General features: G+C 70.3%; 19 protein-coding genes and 2 pseudogenes. 8 read left to right on the forward strand and 13 right to left on the reverse strand.

Annotated features, from left to right (window positions below; translation table 11 throughout):
• Nucleotides 1–7: 7 nt before the first annotated feature.
• Nucleotides 8–928 (reverse strand): bifunctional helix-turn-helix transcriptional regulator/GNAT family N-acetyltransferase, encoded by a 921-nt coding sequence (locus tag VFB40_RS09250; protein WP_324848923.1) that lies wholly within the window; start codon nucleotides 926–928, stop codon nucleotides 8–10.
• A gap of 93 nt (nucleotides 929–1,021) precedes the next feature.
• The gene (locus tag VFB40_RS09255; RefSeq protein ID WP_324848925.1) at nucleotides 1,022–2,023 is read right to left on the reverse strand and encodes an acyltransferase domain-containing protein; all 1,002 of its coding nucleotides are present in this window, start codon (nucleotides 2,021–2,023) and stop codon (nucleotides 1,022–1,024) included.
• A gap of 113 nt (nucleotides 2,024–2,136) precedes the next feature.
• Between VFB40_RS09255 and VFB40_RS09260 the strand changes: the two genes are divergently transcribed.
• Together VFB40_RS09260 and VFB40_RS09265 are read left to right on the forward strand one after the other, a co-directional pair.
• A complete protein-coding gene (locus tag VFB40_RS09260; RefSeq protein WP_324848927.1) occupies nucleotides 2,137–3,018 on the forward strand; it encodes an alpha/beta fold hydrolase in 882 nt (293 codons plus the stop codon).
• Nucleotides 3,019–3,126: 108 nt separating this feature from the next.
• Nucleotides 3,127–3,630 (forward strand): NUDIX domain-containing protein, encoded by a 504-nt coding sequence (locus VFB40_RS09265; protein ID WP_324848930.1) that lies wholly within the window; start codon nucleotides 3,127–3,129, stop codon nucleotides 3,628–3,630.
• A gap of 56 nt (nucleotides 3,631–3,686) precedes the next feature.
• Here the strand turns inward: VFB40_RS09265 and VFB40_RS09270 are convergent, their stop codons facing one another.
• On the reverse strand, nucleotides 3,687–4,658 hold the full coding sequence (locus tag VFB40_RS09270; protein ID WP_324848932.1) for a phytanoyl-CoA dioxygenase family protein: 972 nt from the start codon (nucleotides 4,656–4,658) through the stop codon (nucleotides 3,687–3,689).
• Nucleotides 4,659–4,796: 138 nt separating this feature from the next.
• Between VFB40_RS09270 and VFB40_RS09275 the strand changes: the two genes are divergently transcribed.
• A complete protein-coding gene (locus tag VFB40_RS09275) occupies nucleotides 4,797–5,807 on the forward strand; it encodes an NAD-dependent epimerase/dehydratase family protein (protein ID WP_324848934.1) in 1,011 nt (336 codons plus the stop codon).
• Nucleotides 5,808–5,826: 19 nt separating this feature from the next.
• Here VFB40_RS09275 and VFB40_RS09280 read toward each other — a convergent pair whose 3' ends face one another.
• A complete protein-coding gene (locus VFB40_RS09280; RefSeq protein WP_414642068.1) occupies nucleotides 5,827–7,188 on the reverse strand; it encodes an alkaline phosphatase family protein in 1,362 nt (453 codons plus the stop codon).
• A gap of 184 nt (nucleotides 7,189–7,372) precedes the next feature.
• Entirely contained in the window at nucleotides 7,373–7,828 is a 456-nt protein-coding gene (locus VFB40_RS09285) for an Lrp/AsnC family transcriptional regulator (protein WP_349261408.1), read from the reverse strand.
• An 86-nt stretch (nucleotides 7,829–7,914) separates the two neighbouring features.
• Here VFB40_RS09285 and VFB40_RS09290 point away from each other — a divergent pair, with 86 nt between their 5' ends.
• Both VFB40_RS09290 and kynU read left to right on the forward strand, forming a co-directional pair.
• On the forward strand, nucleotides 7,915–8,748 hold the full coding sequence (locus tag VFB40_RS09290; protein WP_324848940.1) for a tryptophan 2,3-dioxygenase: 834 nt from the start codon (nucleotides 7,915–7,917) through the stop codon (nucleotides 8,746–8,748).
• Nucleotides 8,745–10,019 carry a kynureninase gene (kynU, locus tag VFB40_RS09295; protein WP_324848942.1) on the forward strand — a complete coding sequence of 425 codons (1,275 nt, stop codon included), beginning with the start codon at nucleotides 8,745–8,747 and terminating at the stop codon, nucleotides 10,017–10,019. Before VFB40_RS09290 ends, kynU begins: the two co-directional genes overlap by 4 nt.
• Nucleotides 10,020–10,058: 39 nt before the next feature.
• On the opposite strand, the gene VFB40_RS09300 is transcribed toward kynU, so the two are convergent.
• The 3 genes from VFB40_RS09300 to VFB40_RS09310 all read right to left on the reverse strand — a co-directional run bounded on the left by VFB40_RS09300 (nucleotide 10,059) and on the right by VFB40_RS09310 (nucleotide 12,280).
• Nucleotides 10,059–10,514, reverse strand: a complete 456-nt coding sequence (locus VFB40_RS09300) for a hypothetical protein (protein ID WP_324848944.1) — start codon at nucleotides 10,512–10,514, stop codon at nucleotides 10,059–10,061.
• Nucleotides 10,515–10,671: 157 nt separating this feature from the next.
• Nucleotides 10,672–11,349 (reverse strand): uracil-DNA glycosylase, encoded by a 678-nt coding sequence (locus VFB40_RS09305; protein WP_324848946.1) that lies wholly within the window; start codon nucleotides 11,347–11,349, stop codon nucleotides 10,672–10,674.
• Nucleotides 11,350–11,503: 154 nt separating this feature from the next.
• On the reverse strand, nucleotides 11,504–12,280 hold the full coding sequence (locus VFB40_RS09310; protein WP_324848948.1) for a PadR family transcriptional regulator: 777 nt from the start codon (nucleotides 12,278–12,280) through the stop codon (nucleotides 11,504–11,506).
• 107 nt (nucleotides 12,281–12,387) lie between these two features.
• Between VFB40_RS09310 and trmB the strand changes: the two genes are divergently transcribed.
• Nucleotides 12,388–13,086, forward strand: coding sequence for a tRNA (guanosine(46)-N7)-methyltransferase TrmB (trmB, locus tag VFB40_RS09315; RefSeq protein WP_324848950.1), 699 nt, complete (start codon nucleotides 12,388–12,390; stop codon nucleotides 13,084–13,086).
• Nucleotides 13,087–13,263: 177 nt separating this feature from the next.
• Nucleotides 13,264–13,992 carry a GAF and ANTAR domain-containing protein gene (locus tag VFB40_RS09320; RefSeq protein WP_324848952.1) on the forward strand — a complete coding sequence of 243 codons (729 nt, stop codon included), beginning with the start codon at nucleotides 13,264–13,266 and terminating at the stop codon, nucleotides 13,990–13,992.
• Here the strand turns inward: VFB40_RS09320 and VFB40_RS09325 are convergent.
• The 4 genes and pseudogenes from VFB40_RS09325 to VFB40_RS28500 all read right to left on the reverse strand — a co-directional run.
• A complete protein-coding gene (locus VFB40_RS09325) occupies nucleotides 13,961–14,344 on the reverse strand; it encodes an STAS domain-containing protein (RefSeq protein ID WP_324848954.1) in 384 nt (127 codons plus the stop codon). The genes VFB40_RS09320 and VFB40_RS09325 overlap by 32 nt on opposite strands.
• Nucleotides 14,345–14,499: 155 nt before the next feature.
• Nucleotides 14,500–14,907, reverse strand: coding sequence for an ATP-binding protein (locus VFB40_RS09330; RefSeq protein ID WP_324848956.1), 408 nt, complete (start codon nucleotides 14,905–14,907; stop codon nucleotides 14,500–14,502).
• 317 nt (nucleotides 14,908–15,224) lie between these two features.
• Nucleotides 15,225–15,722 (reverse strand): PP2C family protein-serine/threonine phosphatase, encoded by a 498-nt coding sequence (locus VFB40_RS09335; protein WP_349261410.1) that lies wholly within the window; start codon nucleotides 15,720–15,722, stop codon nucleotides 15,225–15,227.
• A pseudogene (locus VFB40_RS28500) lies at nucleotides 15,696–16,046 on the reverse strand (sensor histidine kinase); the annotation flags it as partial. The pseudogene VFB40_RS28500 and the gene VFB40_RS09335, both read right to left, overlap by 27 nt.
• Between VFB40_RS28500 and VFB40_RS09340 the strand changes: the two are divergent.
• Entirely contained in the window at nucleotides 15,946–16,410 is a 465-nt protein-coding gene (locus tag VFB40_RS09340; RefSeq protein ID WP_324848960.1) for a response regulator, read from the forward strand. The pseudogene VFB40_RS28500 and the gene VFB40_RS09340 sit on opposite strands and share 101 nt — an antisense overlap.
• Before the next feature lie 73 nt (nucleotides 16,411–16,483).
• On the opposite strand, the pseudogene VFB40_RS09345 reads toward VFB40_RS09340, so the two are convergent.
• A pseudogene (locus VFB40_RS09345) lies at nucleotides 16,484–16,757 on the reverse strand (hypothetical protein); the annotation flags it as partial.

A 16,757-nucleotide genomic window follows, 5' to 3' on the forward strand; every position in this document is an offset into this window, starting at 1 on the left:
AGGAGCGTCACAGATCCATGGCCCAGAACTGCTCGCGCGCCCCCGTCCCCATCGTGTCGCCATCGGTCTCCTCGATGAACTGGAAGCCCGCCTTCGCGTAGAGACGCATCGCGCCGCGCTGCAGCTCGGTGGTGAAGAGCACCATGCGCCGGTAACCGGCCTGCCGCGCGAACCGCACGCACTCCTCGACGAGCCGGGCACCGATGCCGAGGCCGCGCGCGCTCGGCTCCAACAACAGCAGACGCAACTGCGCGGTCTCCTCGTCCCGCCGGACGCAGAAGATCGAGCCGACCGGTGCGCCGCCCAGCTCCGCGATCCACGCGTTCTCGCGCTGCGGGTCGTGCTTCTCCATGTAGTCGGCCACAACGTGCGCGCAGTACGCCTCGAACGACGGTCCCCAGCCGTGTTCGTCGGCGTAGAGGGCGCCGTGCCTGCTGATCACCCAGCCGTAGTCGCCGGGACGGGCCGGCCGCAGCAGGTAGGCGTCCCGGCGCGGCGAGGTGCCGAGCAGTTCGCGGACGGTGTCCATGGCCGCGGTGAGCCGCTGCACCTCCTCGGCGGTCAGCGGCTTGAGGAGGGCTTGCACCTGCTCGTTCGAACGCTGGTCCAGCAGGGCGAACGCCTGCTCGCCGGCCGCGGTCAAGGTGACGGTCTGCCGCCGCGCGTCGGTCTGCGAGGGGCGGCGGGTCACCAGGCCGTCCGACTCGAACCTGGCCAGGATCCGGCTGAGGTATCCCGCGTCGAGGTCGAGCGACCGGCGCAGGTCGGCGCTGTCCGTGCGGCCGCGGTGGTGCAGCTCGAAGATGATCCTCGCCTCGGCCATCGAGTACGGGGTGTCGAGCAGGCCCTCGCGCAACACGCTGAGCTGGGCGGTATAGAACCGGGTGAAGGCGCGCACAGCGGTCACCGGGTCGGCGCTCGTCGTCATCGTTGACTCCCGCAAGATTTTCCTTTGACTGAGTCAAAGATTGCACGGCGGGAGCCGGCTGTCCACCGCGTTCTAAGGTCGCCCGGCAGCCGGTTACAGCTGGAACCAGCCGTGCCCCACATGCCAGTGTTCACCGGCGCGCAGATGATCAACGATGGCGCGCTCCAGGCTGTTGCGGCGCGGCAGCGCGTCCAGCGGCCGGTCCGGATCGCCGAACACGAACCCGATCGTCCCCTGGTCGAACTCCTCCGGCGAGACGTACGCGGTGCGGAAACGGCGCTGGAAGCGCAGGATGTTCGATTCCGGCGGCAGGCGCCCCTGCAGCTGCGGATCGAGCAGCCAGGAGTGGCAGGTGGCGATCGCGTAGCGCTCCTCGGGGTAGCAGTGCGCGAAGAACTCGCGGGCGCGCTCTAGCGAGCGGTCGCAGGCCGCCGGACTGAGCGGACCGTAGTGGTCCGGGATGTGCAGGCCGAGCGTCGGGCTGCCGGGACCATAGGGCAGCCCGGCCTGCGCGACCGAGTTCCCGGTGCGGTTGCCGAGCGTCGCGCGCTGAAACTGCAAGCGCCCGAGCTGGTAGAGCTCACCGCGCAGGTGCAGCGCGGGCCACCAGGGATGGAGCATGCCGCCGATGCCGTACCGCGTGCGGTATCTGGACATGTTCCGGCCGATGTCCGCGAGCGTGCGGCTGGAGATCTCGGGCGGAACGCCGAGGCCGCGATGGTAGTCGAGCGTGTGCGGCAGCGTCGCCACGTACACGAACACGTAGAAGTACCGGCCGAGCGCGCCCCAGGACTTGGGCAGATCGGGGGCCTGCGTCTGGTACCCGATCGTGCCGATGCGGCAGGCCAGCGAGCGCGTGACCAGCTCCAGGAGCCGCTGGACCTCGGCGTCCTGGGTCACCCGGGCGCGCAGCGCGACGAGTTCGTTGATGTCCTCGTGCGGGACGGCCAGATCGAGCAGGACGTCGGGCAGGTCGTCGGCCTCCGGGAGCGTGACGTCGAGCTGCGGCGGGTCCTCGGTCTCGAGGCCGCGCAGCCAGCGGTCGAGTGTCCGGTCGGCGCGCAGTGATTCGAGTACCGCTCCACGATTCGACACGCTCCCATTGAACACGGCTCCGATTGAACACAGCGAAGGCGCGCAGGTGTACCGAAGCCGCCGGGTTGGGATGATCTGGAGAACGCGGGTCCGTTTCAGCGGAAGGAGAGCCCATGCCACGGGCCGAGGCCAACGGCATCGAACTCGAATACGACACCTTCGGCGCGCCGCAGGATCAGCCCCTGCTGCTGATCATGGGTCTCGGCACCCAGATGACAGCCTGGGACCCGAGGTTCTGCGCGATGCTCGCCGAGCGGGGCTACTACGTCATCCGGTTCGACAACCGGGACATAGGCCTGTCCACGCAGTTCGACCAGATGCCGGAGCCCGACCTGTTCGCCATCCTCGGCGGGGATACGAGCACGGCGCCGTATTTCCTCGCAGACATGGCCGACGACGCGGCCGGACTGCTTGACGCCCTCGGCATCGAACGGGCGCACGTGGTCGGCGCCTCCATGGGCGGGATGATCGCGCAGGAGCTGGCGATCAGGCACAGTGAGCGCGTCCTTTCGCTGTGCTCCATCATGTCGACGACCGGGAATCGCGCGGTCGGACAGCCTTCCGGCGAGGCCTTGGCCGCCGTGATGTCGCCGCGCGGTGCGGATCGGGCGCAGGCGATTGAGCGCACGGTCATCGTGCAACGCATCATCGGCTCGAAGACTCCGGAATACGCGGTAACCGACGAGGTGCGGTACCGGCGTGCCGTCGACGCGTACGAGCGTTCGTACCGGCCGGAAGGTGCCACGCGTCAGGTGGCCGCCATCGCCGCTTCGCCCGATCGAACCGAAGCGCTCGGCACGCTGAAGCTGCCTGTACTGGTCATGCACGGCGACCAGGATCCGCTGGTCGACATCAGCGGCGGGCGCGCGACCGCGGCGGCCGTCCACGGAGCGGAGCTGGTCGTGTTCCCCGGCCTGGCGCACGATCTGCCCGAACCGCTGTGGCCCGCGATCGTGGAGGCCATCACCGGCAACGCCGCGAAGGCGACCGGCTGACCGCAGTCCGCGCGTCCGGTCACACGCCTGCGAGCGCGGCCCCCGGGAAGTGCGCGGTGGCTGGTGCGATCGATCGGGTGGGTCCGCCGTCTGGCACACTCGATCTCCGTGACTTCCTACAGCCCGCTCGAATCGGCCCGGTGGTTCGCGAGTCTGCCCAAGTTGGCGCTGTCCGCCAACGCGGTGCTGCGCGACGAGCAGGGGAGGGTGGCGCTGGTTCGCAACACCTACCGGGAGGGCTGGTCGCTGCCGGGCGGCGTGGTGGACGACAACGAGCCGCCGGCCCAGGCCTGCGTGCGTGAGCTGGCCGAGGAGCTGGGTTACGTCGTCGAACGGGTCGGTTCGCTGCTTGCGGTGCAGTGGGCGCAGCGGTTCAACGGCAGCCCGTTGCAATTCCTGAGCCTTACCTTCGACGCGGGCGTGTGCCGCGAGCCGGAGCTGCTGCGTGCGCAACCGGAGGAGATCGCCGAGATCGGATTCTTCGACCTCGGCGACCTGCCGCAGGGAACGCGTCCGTTCATCGTGCACCGGCTCGCCGCGATCCGCGAAGCGCGTGGAGCGGTGGTCTATCTCGAGGAGACCTGGCCAGCGAACGGCGCCGGCCCGATCTGATCTGACCGGCCCGATCCGGCCGGCACGCTCGCAGGCCGCGGCCCAGGGCCGTCAGCTCACCGGTTGTTGTTGACCGAGGGGTCGAGCAGCCCGCGCTCGGCGAGGTAGTCGCGCAGCGGGAAGTGATCCTCGCCGAGCCCCCAGTACGAGAGGGCGTCCCGGCCGCCGCCGAGCAGCTGCTGCTGAATCGGCGTCAGCTCGTCCCACCACGGGTGCTCCGGGGTGATGACCCGGTCCTCGTGCGGCGCGATCCACCGGTACGTCCATCCGACGAACAGCACCCTTCGGGTGATCTGCGAGTAGTTGTCGGACCGGCCGTGGTAGATCCGCCGGTCGAAGATGACCACGTCGCCCCGGTTCGGGCACACCTCGATCGCGCCCTGCGGGTCCTCGAAACCCAGCTCCGGGTGCTCCGGGCGCGACAGCCGGCTGGTCTTGTGCGTGCCGGGAATGCACATGAAGTTGCCGCGGCCCGGCTGCGAGGCGTCGGAGAGCCAGAACGAGGCGCGGATCGACAGCAGGGGTCGCACCGGCTCGGTCTCGATCTCAAGGTTCTGCCGGCCGCCGTCCTGGTGCCAGCGCCACACCTTCGGCCGCTGCTGCGGAATCGGTGGGTGCACGTCCAGGTGGTGATGGTAGGCGTGGATGTTCCAGCCGAGGATTCCCCAGACCAACGGGAAGACCGTCGGCAGCTCCAGCAGCTCAAGGAACGTCTTGTCGCGGTGCAGGAAGCCCATCAGGTGCAGGCTCTGGTCGTCCTGGCGCACGCCTCCAGCGGCCTTCTCCTGCGCGTAGACCCGCTCCATCGCCTCGTCGAGCCGGACCAGCAGCTCCTCCGGGATCGCGTCGCGGACGATGAAGTAGCCGTCCCGGTCGAACTGCGTCCGCTGCTGCTCGGAGAGGCGTATGCCGTGGTAGGGCAGGCTGGGAGTGGATCCCGCGCCGCCGGTGAAGGCGCCGGAACCCATGGCGCCCTCCGCCATGACGTCGTTATCCATCGCCGCGCCGTTGATGACGGTAGTGCTCATGGTCCCTCCCGCGTGTGACAACCCCGATGACTGACCTACTGACTCCTTGAGCCACCGGTTTGGGTGCGCGGGCCTGGTCCGGATCCGCTCTGCGCGAACATCGTTGCCGCCGATCCCCGCGCGCCAGAGGATGGCGGGGTGCGCATCCTCATCCTCGGCGGCAGCCGATTCCTCGGCCGGGCCTTCGCGGCCGAAGCCCTCGACGCCGGTCACGACGTCACGGTGTTCAATCGCGGCCGCTCCGGCCCGGACCTGCCCGGCGTGACGGCCGTGCGCGGCGACCGGGAGAACCCCGCGGACCTCGAACGGCTGGTCGCCGAGGGAACGGCGGCCGGGCCGTGGGACGCGGTCGTGGACACCTCGGGCTACGTCCCCAAGATCGTCGGATACGGGGCGCGCGCCCTCGCCGAGGCGGCCGGCGCCTATCTGTTCATCTCCAGCGCCTCCGCCTTCGCCGACTTTCCCAGCCGGCCGCTCAACGCCGACTCACCCCTGTTCGACTGCCCGCCGGACGCGACGGAGGGGGAGTACGGTCCGCTGAAGGCCGGCTGCGAGCGCGCGATCCGCGAGAACTTCCCCGGCAGGGTGCTGGTTCACTACCCCGGGATCATCCTCGGCCCGCACGAGACCTCAGGCCGGCTCACCTGGTGGCTTTCCCGCATCGCGCGCGGCGGCGAGGTGCTGGCGCCGGGCGACCCTAGGCGCCAGATGCAGTTGATCGACGCCCGCGACATCGCCCGCTTCGGCCTGCACTGCATCGAGGCGGGAAACACCGAGCGGTACCTGCTCGCCGGTCCGAAGGGCCACACGACCTTCGGCGACTGGCTCGCCGCGTGCGCGGAGACGACCGGCTCCGACGCGCACTTCACCTGGGCGCCGGACGAGGTGCTGCTGGAGCACGAGGTCACGATCTGGTCCGGCCTGCCGCTGTGGAGTCCGGAAGAGGGTGAGGCGGCCGGGGTGTGGGACAAGGACAGCGCGCCGGCCTTGGCGGCCGGCCTGGTCTGCCGCCCGATCGAGGAGACCGTCCGGGACACCTGGGCCTGGCTCAAGGACGCGCCCTCGCTCGCCGACAAGGACGGCCGGATCAACGGCCACGGCCTGGCCCCGGCCGAGGAGCAGCGCATCCTGGCCGCGCTGAAGCACTGAAGCGCCGAGCGGACCGACCTCAGCCGCCTTCGACCTCCGCCTGCGAGCGCTCGTGGATGAACTCGTCCGCCTCCTCGCTCGTGCGCGGTGCGGGCACGTGCGCGCCGGCCGGGACCTGGCGGGCCATCAGATCGGCCAGGACCTCCTGCAGGTGGCTGATCTTCCCCGCGGACGGGGTGACGCCGCCGGAGACCGGCACGACGACGCCGGCGAGGGCGTCGTCGGTGCGCGGCGTGGTCAGGCTGATCGCCGCTCCGACATGCTCGGCGACCGCGTCGCGGGCGGTGAGCGGCTTGAGGTTCCAGCGCGCCTCGATCGTCTTGAGGATCGAGGTGTGGTCCAGCGGCGTCGCGCCCTCGGGGACCCGGAAGACCGTGCCCGCCGGGATGAGCGGCGAGATCAGGACCGTCGGCACGCGCGGGCCGAAGCGGGTGAAGTCGAACCCGAACTCACCGGTCGAGTTGTCCGGCGGGGTCGCGCCCCACGGCGGCGGCACGTGGTCGTAGCAACCCCCGTGCTCGTCGTAGGTCACGATCAGCAGGGTGCTGTTCCACTGCGGGCCGGTGCGCAGCGCCTCGTAGACGTCGTGGATGAGCTGCTCGCCGAGCGCCACGTCGTAGTTCGGGTGCTGGCTGTTGCCGGTGGCGCTCCAGGACGGCTCGAGGAACACGAACTGGGCCAGCGAGCCCGCGGCAGCCGCCGCCGTGAAGTCCTTGAACAGGCCGAAGTGCGAGGCCGGGGCGCCGGTGATGTCCGGGAAGTTGTGCTTGGTCAGCGGCTGGGCGTTGTAGCCGTAGACGCTCCAGCTGACGTTCGCCGCGGTCAGCGAGCCGAAGATCGACGGGCAGGTGAACGTGCGGGTCTTGTCGTCCATGTGGCCCTGGCTCGTCCCGGCCAGCGCGAAGGCCCGGTTCGGCAGGGTCTCGGTCGGGGCCGAGCCGAACCAGTGGTCGCACACGGCGTAGCCGCGGGCCAGCGTGGAGAGCACCGGCAGCGCCTCGGGGGTGAAGCAGCCCATGATGTCCTGCGGCTGCGTCCCGCCGACGATGGACCAGCCCTCGCGCCCCTCCCAGCCGAGCGTGTAGGCGTAGTTCGTCACGAAGCCCTGCATCGACGGGAGCGTCGGCGCGCTCGGCGTCGCGTTCGAGCCGAACAGCTGGCTGTTGGTCGCCATGTAGCCTTCGCCCGGGTCCGCGCCGGGCATGAAGTAGGCGTTCGGGGTGCTCGGGCTGATCGGGAAGACCGGGACCGGCTTGCCGTCGGTGCCGGGGTTGGACTCCGTGCCGGTCAGGCCCTCGAAGGGCTGGCCGCTCGGGCTCACGTTGCCGGTGTCGTGGTAGAGGTAGCCGAGCAGGTGGTCGAAGGACCGGTTCTCCAGCATCAGCACCACGATGTGGTCGATGGACTGCAGTCCGCCGCCCCCGGCAGCCTCGTCTGTCTCGTTCGCCTTCGCGTTCGTGCTGTCCACAGCCCCGCCCCTTTCGCCGTAGCGCTCGCTGAGCAGTCTGGCAGAACTCAGGACCCTGCACAGGCGTTTGGGCGGCCGTCACCTGGACGGGCGTGCGCTACTGCGACGGCAGCACCGGGCGCCAGGCCAGCGGGGAGGAGAGCACCATCGTCGAGGACGGCTGACCGTGGTCCGCGAGCCGGTCGATCAGCGCCTCGAAGTCGGGCATCGACCCGACCGCGACGCGCAGCAGGCAGCAGGCGTCGCCGGTGAGCCGGTGCACCTCCAGGATCTCGGGGCTCTGCTCGATGACGTCCGGGTGCCGCAGCAGGCAGCGCGGTCCGTAGCAGGCCATCCGGACCAGCGCCTCGACCGTGCGCCCGGCCCGCGACGGGTCCACGTGCGCGTGATAGCCGGTGATCACACCGCTCTGCTCCAGCCTGCGCACCCGCTCGGCGACGGCCGGCGCGGACAGGTTGATCCGGCGGGCCAGCTCGTTGAAGGAGAGCCGGCCGTCCCGCTGCAACTCCGCGAGCAGCAGCCAGTCGGTGGCGTCTGGAAAGTCGCTGCGCACTATCACCTTTCGATCGTAAGCCAGTAGCGGTCAATGCGGTCTCATCGGCCATTCCGGGTCGCCGCGGACGGTAGTTTCATATTTAGGTGCCTGCGAAACTCACCGCGCCCGAGCGGACGGATCTCAACGAGTACGAGGACTACGCGCAGCTGCGCGCCCTGCTGACGCTGCAACGCCCGCGCACCGACGCGCCGGCCGAGCTGTCGTTCATCGTCGTCACGCAGGTCATGGAGCTGTACTTCACGCTGCTGCGCCACGAATGGGAAAGCGCCCGCGACGAACTGGCCCGCCCGAACGCCGATGTGCGCGGCGTGGTGCGCACGCTGCGGCGCGGACACGGGGTGCAGGACGCGCTGATCGCGGCGTGGGAGGCCCTGCGAACGCTGACTCCCACCGAGTTCGACGCCTTCCGCGAGTCCTTCGGGGTCGCCTCTGGAATCCAGTCCTACCAGTACCGGCACATCGAGTTCCTGCTCGGCGCCCGGCACCCGCGCGCGCTGACCGTGCACGAGCAGACGCCGGGCATTCACGCCGACCTCGCCGCACAGGCAGCCTCCCCCTCGCTGTACGACGCGACGCTCACGCTGCTGCGTCGCCGCGGGTATGCCGTACCGCAGGCGCTGGCTGACCGTGATCCGCGGACCGAGTACCAGGGTGACGATCGCGTGGTCGCCGTGTGGCGTGCGGTATACGGCGGCGGCGACGCACCGCACGCGGACCTGATGGACCTCGGCGACGCGCTGTTCGACACGGCCGAGCGGCACTTGCGCTGGAAGCAACGGCACCTGCTGTCGGTCTGGCGCTCGATGGGCGATAAGCCGGGCTCGGCAGGCACCTCGGGCGCCCAATGGCTGGAGCGTGGCGTACACCGCAAGTACTTCCCCGATCTGTGGACTCTGCGCGACCAGGGATGGGCATGACCGTGACCGTGACGCCATCGAACACAGCGACGCCATCGAGCACAGCGACGCCATCGAACGCTGACACTGAGGCGACGCTTGCGGAACTCGCTGAGGTGGCCGCGAAGCTCGACGCGGCCAACGCGCTGGCGTACACCCGTGAGCGATTCCTGATCCCGCCGAACCTGGTCTACCTCGACGGCAACTCGCTCGGCGTGCTGCCTGCGGCCGTGCCCGCGGCCGTCGAGGACGCGGTACATCGCCATTGGGGCAACGGCCTGATCTCCTCCTGGTTCGAGGAGGGCTGGTGGGATGCGCCGCTGCGGATCGGCGAACGGATCGCCCCACTGCTCGGCGCGGCCGCGGGCCAGGTGGTCGTGGGCGACTCGACCTCCGTCCAGTTGTTCAATACACTGATGGCCGCTGCTCGGCTTCGTCCCGGTCGCAGGGTGCTGCTGACCGACCCGGCGCACTTCCCGACCGATGCCTATCTGACCGATTCGGTGGCCGGGCTGCTCGGCCTCGAAGTGCGGCGCGTGCCGGCGTCTGAAGCTCCGGCTGTGCTGGCCGAGATCGGCGGCGACGTATGCGTGGTCTCATACCCGATCGTCGACTACCGCACCGGCGAACTCTGGGACCTGCCGGGCGTCACCCGGGCCGCGCACGGCGCCGGCGCGGTGGTGCTCTGGGATCTGTGCCACGGCGTCGGCGCGATGCCCATCGGGCTGGACGAAGCAGAGGTCGACTTCGCCGTCGGCTGCACCTACAAGTACCTCTCCGGCGGCCCCGGTTCGCCGGCCTTCTCATATGCCGCGGCGCGGCACCAGGATACGATGCAGTACCCGCTGACCGGCTGGAACGGCCACGCCGATCCGTTCGCGATGCAGGACGCGTACAAGCCGGCCGATGGCATCGCGCGTGCTCGGATCGGCACTCCGCCGATGCTCTCCCTGCTCAGCCTGGAGGCCGCGCTGTCCGCTTTCGACGGCGTGGACCTGAACGAGCTGCGAGCCGCGAGCCTGAGCCTGACCGGCTTCTTCATCGAATGCTGCGACGCGGCGCTGGCAGAGCTCGGATTCGAGGTGGCCACGCCGCGGGTCGCTGGACGCCGAGGCAGCCAAGTCGCGTTGCGACACCGCGATGCCGTGCGGCTGGTGCCCGAGCTGGCGCGGCGTTCCGTGCTCTGCGACAAGCGGGAGCCGGACGTGCTGCGGTGCGGATTCAACGCGCTCTACAACACCCACCGCGACGCGCTGACGGCTGTCAGGGCACTGCGGGACCTCGTCGGCTGACTGAATCGGGCGGCGTTCGCAGTCGCAGTTACCGCATAGTCACGGCGTGAGGGCGTGCACGGAAAGCATGATGAACAGCGGAAGGGCGGCGAGTATCACCAAGGCCGCCCCCGTGATCTGTTCGATCGTGCCGTACACGATGTTCGGCTCCTCATTCGTGCGCACGTGCGGGGAGCGCCCGCAGCCGGCCATGACCTCCAGCTCGTCGCCGATCCGGTAGCTGTCCTGCGAGGTGCGGGCGAGCAGGATCGTCTCGCGGTGCCTGGTCCCCCCGATCTCGTACTCGACCACGATGCGCGCGGCGTCCGAGGGGAAGGACTGCCCGGCGGCATGCTGCGGAATCGCCTCGACCACCCGGGCGGTCACATGTGACCCGCGCTGGAGCAGCCTGCGCGACCTGGTGAACTGCGAACCGCACAGCAGCGCCCCGGCGACCGCGGTGACGATGCTCACCCCGGCGGCGATCCCGAACGCCACGACATGGCCGGCCGCCATGATCCGCCTCCTGGCGCTGAAACCTTGGTGACCTGTTGTCACGTTAGCGCGTCGCGGACCCGGTCGCACATGATCGGAAGCTAAGAAAAAGCCCAGTTCGCATAGCGAAACCGCCGACTGTGAGACAACCGACTGCGAAACGGCCGGCGGCGGACCGTCACGCGAGGCGCCAGTCGACCGGCTCGGCGCCCTGGCGCGCCAGCAGATCGTTCGCCCGGCTGAACGGACGCGAACCGAAGAAGCCGCGATCGGCGGACATCGGGCTCGGGTGCGCGGACTCGATGCACGGCACCCCGCTTCCGAGCAGCGGCTTGACCTCCCGCGCGTCGCGGCCCCACAGGATCGCGACCAGCGGAGTGCCGCGCTGTGCCAGGGCGCTGATCGCCTGCGCGGTCACCGCCTCCCAGCCCTTGCCGCGGTGCGCTCCCGGCTTGCTCGGCGCCGTCGTCAGCGCCCTGTTGAGCAGTAGCACGCCGCGCTCGGTCCACGGCGAGAGGTCGCCGTTGGAGGGCGGAGGAAAACCCAGGTCCTGGCTGTATTCGCGGAAGATGTTCACGAGGCTGCCCGGCAGCGGCCGCACGTTCGGCGCGACTGAGAAGCTCAGGCCGACCGCGTGCCCTGGAGTTGGATAAGGGTCCTGACCCATGATCAGGACCCGTACGGCGTCGAACGGCTGCTGGAAGGCGCGCAGCACGTTCGTCCCAGCCGGCAGATAAGTGCGGCCGGCCGCCACCTCCGCCCGCAGGAAGTCGCCCATCGCGGCGATCTGTCCGGCCACCGGTTCGAGCGCCTTCGCCCAGCCGGCTTCCACGACTTCGTTGAGGGGGCGTGCCATGGCGCATCACTGTACCCGGTGCGACCCGGTACGCGGACGGCCGAAGCCCGGGTCCGGCGGTATGGCCGGAACCGGGCCTCGTTGGCTCGAAAGGCGTGCGGATTAGGTCATCAAGCCCACTCGCGCTCAGTCTGTGCTGTTACTCGCTGTGCTGCTACTCGCCGGGCTGCGCGTCACTCGGCTCGTCGTCGGCGGCGAGGATCTTGTACAGCGACTGGCGCGCCTTGATCAGGATCGCCCGCGCCTCCTCGCGCTGCGCCGTGCTGCCGACCTGGGCGACCTGCTTGTAGGCCATCGCCAGCTGGCCCAGCAGCTCGCGGTCGCGCACGAACTCCTCGAACCGCGCGCCGGGGCCGCCGACGGCCTCCTGCCAGATGCGGGAGAGCTGCTCGCCGTTCTGCTCTGCGTACTGCCGGCCGGCCTCGGTGAGGGTGAACAGCTTGCGCCCGCCCTCGCCGACCGGTTCGGTCAGGCCCTCGTCCTCGAGCTGCGCGAGCGCCGGGTACACCGAGCCGGAACTGGCCCGCCACACCCCGTCGGTGCGCTGCTCGATCTCCTGGATGATCTGGTAGCCGTTGCGCGGCTCCTCGGCCAGCAGGGCCAGGATCGCCGCGCGCACGTCGCCGCGCCCGGCCCGGCCGCGTCCGCGCCGGTGTCCGCGCGGCCCGAAGCCGGGGCCCTCCCAGAACTCCGGTCCACCGGGGCCGAACGGCCCGGGCGGTATCGGCGGAAGCGGAGGCATGCCGAAACCGCCATGCCTGCCGCGCCCGCGGCCGCGGTGTTCGTGCGGGCCCTCGTGCTGCTCAGGGTGCTCGCCGCGCTCCCAGCGGGCCCGGCGCTGCTCGCGGCCGCCCTCGTCGATCCGATCGCGCTTGCCGCGTCCGCGACGCTCGCGGAACGGTCCGTCCATGGGGAAAGAATGGATACTCATCGTTATCTCCTTGGTAGTCGGGCGACTTACCCGATGTGTTAACGATATATCGCTGACAGTCGGAGCGCAAGTACGTGTGCCAAGCCGGGCCCACTAGGCTGGTACGGATGTTCACCGAGGAGCCGACGCCGCAGGCCGCACCGCACATACGCACGTTCCACCCACGCCGTGGGCGGATCGGCGCCGCGCGCGCGGAAGTACTCGGCCGGCTCTGGCCGCGGCGCGGCTACGACATCACTGCCGACGGCCCCGGCTTCGACGCCGCCGCGCTCTTCGGCCGCCAGGCCCCGCTGGTCCTGGAGGTCGGCTGCGGCATGGGCGAGGCGACCGCCGCGATGGCCGCGGCCGACCCCGGGCGCGACTACCTCGGCGCCGACGTGCACACGCCGGGGCTGGCCAACCTGCTCCTGCTGGCCGAGCGGGGCGGCCTGACCAACCTGCGTGCGGCCCGCGGCGACGCGGTGGAGCTGCTCAGGGACCTGATGAAGCCGGGTTCGCTCGACGCCGTGCACGTGTTCTTCCCCGACCCCTGGCCGAAGGCGAAGCACCACAAGCGCCGGATCATCCGGCCGGACGTCGTCTCCCTGATCCGCGAGCGGCTGCGCCCCGGCGGCGCGCTGCGCTGCGCGACCGACTGGGCGCCCTACGCGGAGCAGATGCTGGACACGCTGACCGCCGACCCCGGCCTGTCCAACGCCCACGGCGGCTTCGCGCCGCGGCCCGCCGACCGGCCGGTGACCAAGTTCGAGCGCCGTGCCCTCGCCGCCGGCCGGCAGATCTTCGACCTCGAATTCACCCGGATATGAGCTGGCCGGTGGCTGGCGCTCGGGCGTCGCTGCTCGCGTCGCAAGCTGCTCTACACCGCCCGAACGATGTAACCCGCGCCACCTCCGGCCAGCGGTTTCCTTCTCGGGGGGCGGGTACTTGGTGCCGAACAGAATGCGGAAGGCGCATTCGCACAAACGATCAGGAGGTCGGCGGGCATGGGCGCGCACCGTGCCGAGACGAAGTTGGCGCGGCGGCTGGTCAAAGCGGCCACATCATTGCATCAGCAGCCATCGATAGAACAGACGATGCGAACCATCGTCTATACGGCGCCTGAAATAGTCGACGGAGCCGAGCACGCGGGCCTGACCGCATTGCGTCGCGACCGCACGATGGAGAGCCCTGCCTACACCGACGAGGTCGTGCTGCTGCTCGACCGGGTGCAGAGCGAGGAGAACGAGGGTCCGTGCCTCGCGGCCGCGGAGCAGGACGCGGTCGTGCGCATCGACGACATGGCCACCGAGACGCGCTGGCCGAAGTTCGCGGCGCGGGCGCTCGACCTGGGCGTGCGCAGCCTGATCGCCTGTGGCCTCGGCCGGACCGACGGCTGGCGGGTCGCGCTGAACCTGCACGCGCAGCGCCCGGGCGCCTTCAGCGGCCTGGACGGCGAGATCGCCTCCCTCTACGCCGCGCACGCCGCGCTCGCGCTCGGGAACGCGACGACCGTGGAGGCGATGCGCGGCGGCCTGGACCGGCGCCAGGTCATCGGCGAGGCCACCGGCATCCTGATGGAGCGTCACCGCAGCAACTCGCCGGAAGCGTTCACCCGGCTCGTGCAGGCTTCCCAGCGGCTGAACACGAAGATCGGAGACGTCGCCAGGTATGTGATCCTCACCGGCCAGGACCCGGAGGAGATCAACGCGGCGGATCTGGTGCGAGCTCCCTGATCGCCTCGTCCGCGGAGGCGTACACCGGCAGTTGCGCCCCGGACAGCTCGAGCAGCCGCGTCACGGCCACGCTCGGCGCGATGACGGCGAAGCGCCCGTGCGCCCGGAACGCGGTCTGCAGCACCTGAAGACCCGAGCAGTCGATGAACGTGATCTGCGAAAGATCCAGCAGCAGCGCGCGCTCGTCGGCGAGCAGCGGCGTCAGCGCGGCGTGCAGCCGGTCCTTGGTGGCCAGGTCTATCTCGCCGCACGCCGAGACCGTGGCGGCGTCGGCCGTCTCCCGCAGCACGCGGCAGGCGAACGGGCCAGAACCGGGCGGCACCGGCGCAGGCGGCGAAGCGTCCTGCGGCATCGTGCGGCTCCCTCGACGACAGGAGCGGCGTCGTGCCCGAGACGGTGGGCTGCTTCACCAACCCGGGCCATCCGCTGGTCAGTATGCCATCGTTGCGCACGCCGACGGCCGTTGCGAGTCGGGCGGACCGCCGCCGATCGGGCTAGCGCCGGCCGTCACAAGGCGTTCGGCGGGTTGCGCGTGGAAGCGATCACGCACCACACGTCCTTGCCGCCGCGGGGATCCGGCGTGACGCCCCAGGACTGTGCGACCCGCGAGACCAGATCGAGGCCCACTCCGCCGATCGCTCGCTGCCCCGGCGGCACGACCACAGGCAGGCCGGCGCCCTCGTCGTGCACACGCATGATCAGCCGGTCCCCTTCTAGGCGCAGCTCGACCTCGATCGCCGTTCCAGAGTGCAGCACCGCGTTGCTGACCAGCTCGCTGATGACCAGCTGGCCGATCTCGAGGAACTGCTCGCCGTGCCAGGCCGCGCAGGCCTGCGCGACGAGGTCGCGGGCTCGGCGCGGCGCGGTGGTCTCCGCGCTCAGCCGGGCCAGCTTCCGCAGGGAAGGTTCGGACACCGCATACTCCATACCCGTTGCGTCGCACGCGTGCGTGCCCGCTCCGCCCATCGCGGATTCGGGTCGGCCATGTGATCGGACCGCTTCGCTTGCCCAGCCCGCGGGCGGCGCGAATCCGGGTTGAGGTTCGTCCAAGTCGGATCAGGTCGGATCGGGGCAGCCGGAGCCGGCTGCTGGTTCGGTCTGTCTCGGTACTGCGCAACGCACGCTCGGGTGTTGCTTCCTCCGTGTGATGATCTCGGGCCGCGCGCGCAATACGCCTGGCTGCCCGGTCGCGCCGAGCTCAAACGGGGCGATTCTTGGCAGGGCGTCAGCAGTCAGTCGCGGCGGGTGAAATCCAGGTGCAGGATCGCCATGTCATCGGAGTGCCGTCCGGAGTCGAGCCGCTGCGCCGCGCTCACCAGATGATCGAGCAACGCCTCGGCTCCGGCCTGCGGCGCGGCCGCGATCAGTTCCCGCAGGCCTTCGACGCCGAGTCGCTGCGTGCCCATACCGGTGTGCCCCTCGCTCAAACCGTCGGTATAGAGCAGCAGGGCCCCGGCGTCCGGCAGGTCGAGGCCGGTCTCGGTCCAGCGGCGCCGGCCTGAGCCGAGTCCGAGCGCCACGCCGTACGCCGCGGGCAGAAGCTGCGGCCCGCCGGGCCCGAGCAGCAGCGGCTCGTGATGCCCGGCGAGCACGACGGAGGCGGTCCGCCGGACCGGGTCGATCGACACGACTGTGCAGGTGGCGAAGAACTCGGGCCGGGGCCGCTCGGCGACGGTGATCTGCTCAAGGCATTCGATCAGCTCGATGCCGCCGCCGTGGAACTCGACGATCTTGCGGCACAGGGCCAAGCCGATGCCGTTGCCCGGATACGCGTCCCGGGTATGCAGCCGCTGGAAGATCGCGAACACGCGTTCAGTGTATTCGGGCCTGATCCCGATGCCGTTGTCGGTGACCGCGAATCGCCACAGTCCGTCCTCCTGCGTCGCCGCCACGTGAATTTCCGGCCGCCGCTGCGGATCGCGGAAATTCACCGCGTTGCTCAGCAGGTTTTGCATGAGTAGGACAAGCAGCGACCGGTCGCCGGATGCCCGTGGCAACCGGTCGTGCGTAATCTGCGCGCCGGACTCCTCAACGGCGGCGGACGCGCTGCTGATCGCGGAGGCGCTGCGCGAGCGCGGTCACGGGCGGATCATCCACCGGGCCGGGGACGGCCTAGCGGCGCTGGAGTGGCTGCGCGCCCCGGTGGCGACCCGGCCGGACCTGATCGTGCTCGACCTGAACACGCCGCGGATGAACGGCTGGGAGCTGCTCTCCGAGCTCAAGGCCGACGAAAGGCTCAAGGTCATCCCGGTGGTCGTGCTGACCACGTCGGCCGCGCCGCAGGACGTGACCAACGCATATCAGCGCCATGCGAACGCCTACGTCACCAAGCCGGCCAACCTGGCCGACTTCGAGCACGCGGTGCGCAGCATCGACGAGTTCTTCCTCAACATCGCCTCGCCGGTGCCGCGCTCCTGACCCGCGCTCCTGACCCGCGTTCCTGAACTGCGCTCCCTGGCTCGCGCCGTGCCCGGTCCGCGCGGCCGCCGGTTCAGCGCGCCGCCGACCCGATCAGCTCCGCGTCCCGGCCGATCGAGTCCAGCGTCGCCGAAGCGTCGGCGTGGTCGCGGAACAGGTGCAGCCGCGACTCGCCGATCTGCTCGCGCAGCCGGTGATCCTGGATGCCCAGGCCTTCGCGGGGGGCGAGGCAGAGTACGCCGACTTTGCCTGCGTGTTCGTTGAGCTGCACGGACCTGACGGCTTGGGCGATGTGGTCGAGTGGGTGCACTCGGGAGAGCGCCGGGACGATCAGGCCGAGTTCCAGC

Origin of the sequence: Actinocrinis sp. (assembly GCF_035650855.1) — a bacterium.
Classification (GTDB): Bacteria; Actinomycetota; Actinomycetes; order Streptomycetales; family Catenulisporaceae; genus Actinocrinis.

Coding starts and splice junctions, on each gene's coding strand:
- kynU (WP_324848942.1), top strand. CDS start 8,745: ATGACCGTGACCGTGACGCCATCGAACACAGCGACGCCATCGAGCACA.
- VFB40_RS09305 (WP_324848946.1), bottom strand. CDS start 11,349: ATGGCACGCCCCCTCAACGAAGTCGTGGAAGCCGGCTGGGCGAAGGCG.
- VFB40_RS09250 (WP_324848923.1), bottom strand. CDS start 928: ATGACGACGAGCGCCGACCCGGTGACCGCTGTGCGCGCCTTCACCCGG.
- VFB40_RS09340 (WP_324848960.1), top strand. CDS start 15,946: ATGAGTAGGACAAGCAGCGACCGGTCGCCGGATGCCCGTGGCAACCGG.
- trmB (WP_324848950.1), top strand. CDS start 12,388: ATGTTCACCGAGGAGCCGACGCCGCAGGCCGCACCGCACATACGCACG.
- VFB40_RS09320 (WP_324848952.1), top strand. CDS start 13,264: ATGGGCGCGCACCGTGCCGAGACGAAGTTGGCGCGGCGGCTGGTCAAA.
- VFB40_RS09310 (WP_324848948.1), bottom strand. CDS start 12,280: ATGAGTATCCATTCTTTCCCCATGGACGGACCGTTCCGCGAGCGTCGC.
- VFB40_RS09280 (WP_414642068.1), bottom strand. CDS start 7,188: ATGCTGGAGAACCGGTCCTTCGACCACCTGCTCGGCTACCTCTACCAC.
- VFB40_RS09325 (WP_324848954.1), bottom strand. CDS start 14,344: ATGCCGCAGGACGCTTCGCCGCCTGCGCCGGTGCCGCCCGGTTCTGGC.
- VFB40_RS09270 (WP_324848932.1), bottom strand. CDS start 4,658: ATGAGCACTACCGTCATCAACGGCGCGGCGATGGATAACGACGTCATG.
- VFB40_RS09300 (WP_324848944.1), bottom strand. CDS start 10,514: ATGGCGGCCGGCCATGTCGTGGCGTTCGGGATCGCCGCCGGGGTGAGC.
- VFB40_RS09260 (WP_324848927.1), top strand. CDS start 2,137: ATGCCACGGGCCGAGGCCAACGGCATCGAACTCGAATACGACACCTTC.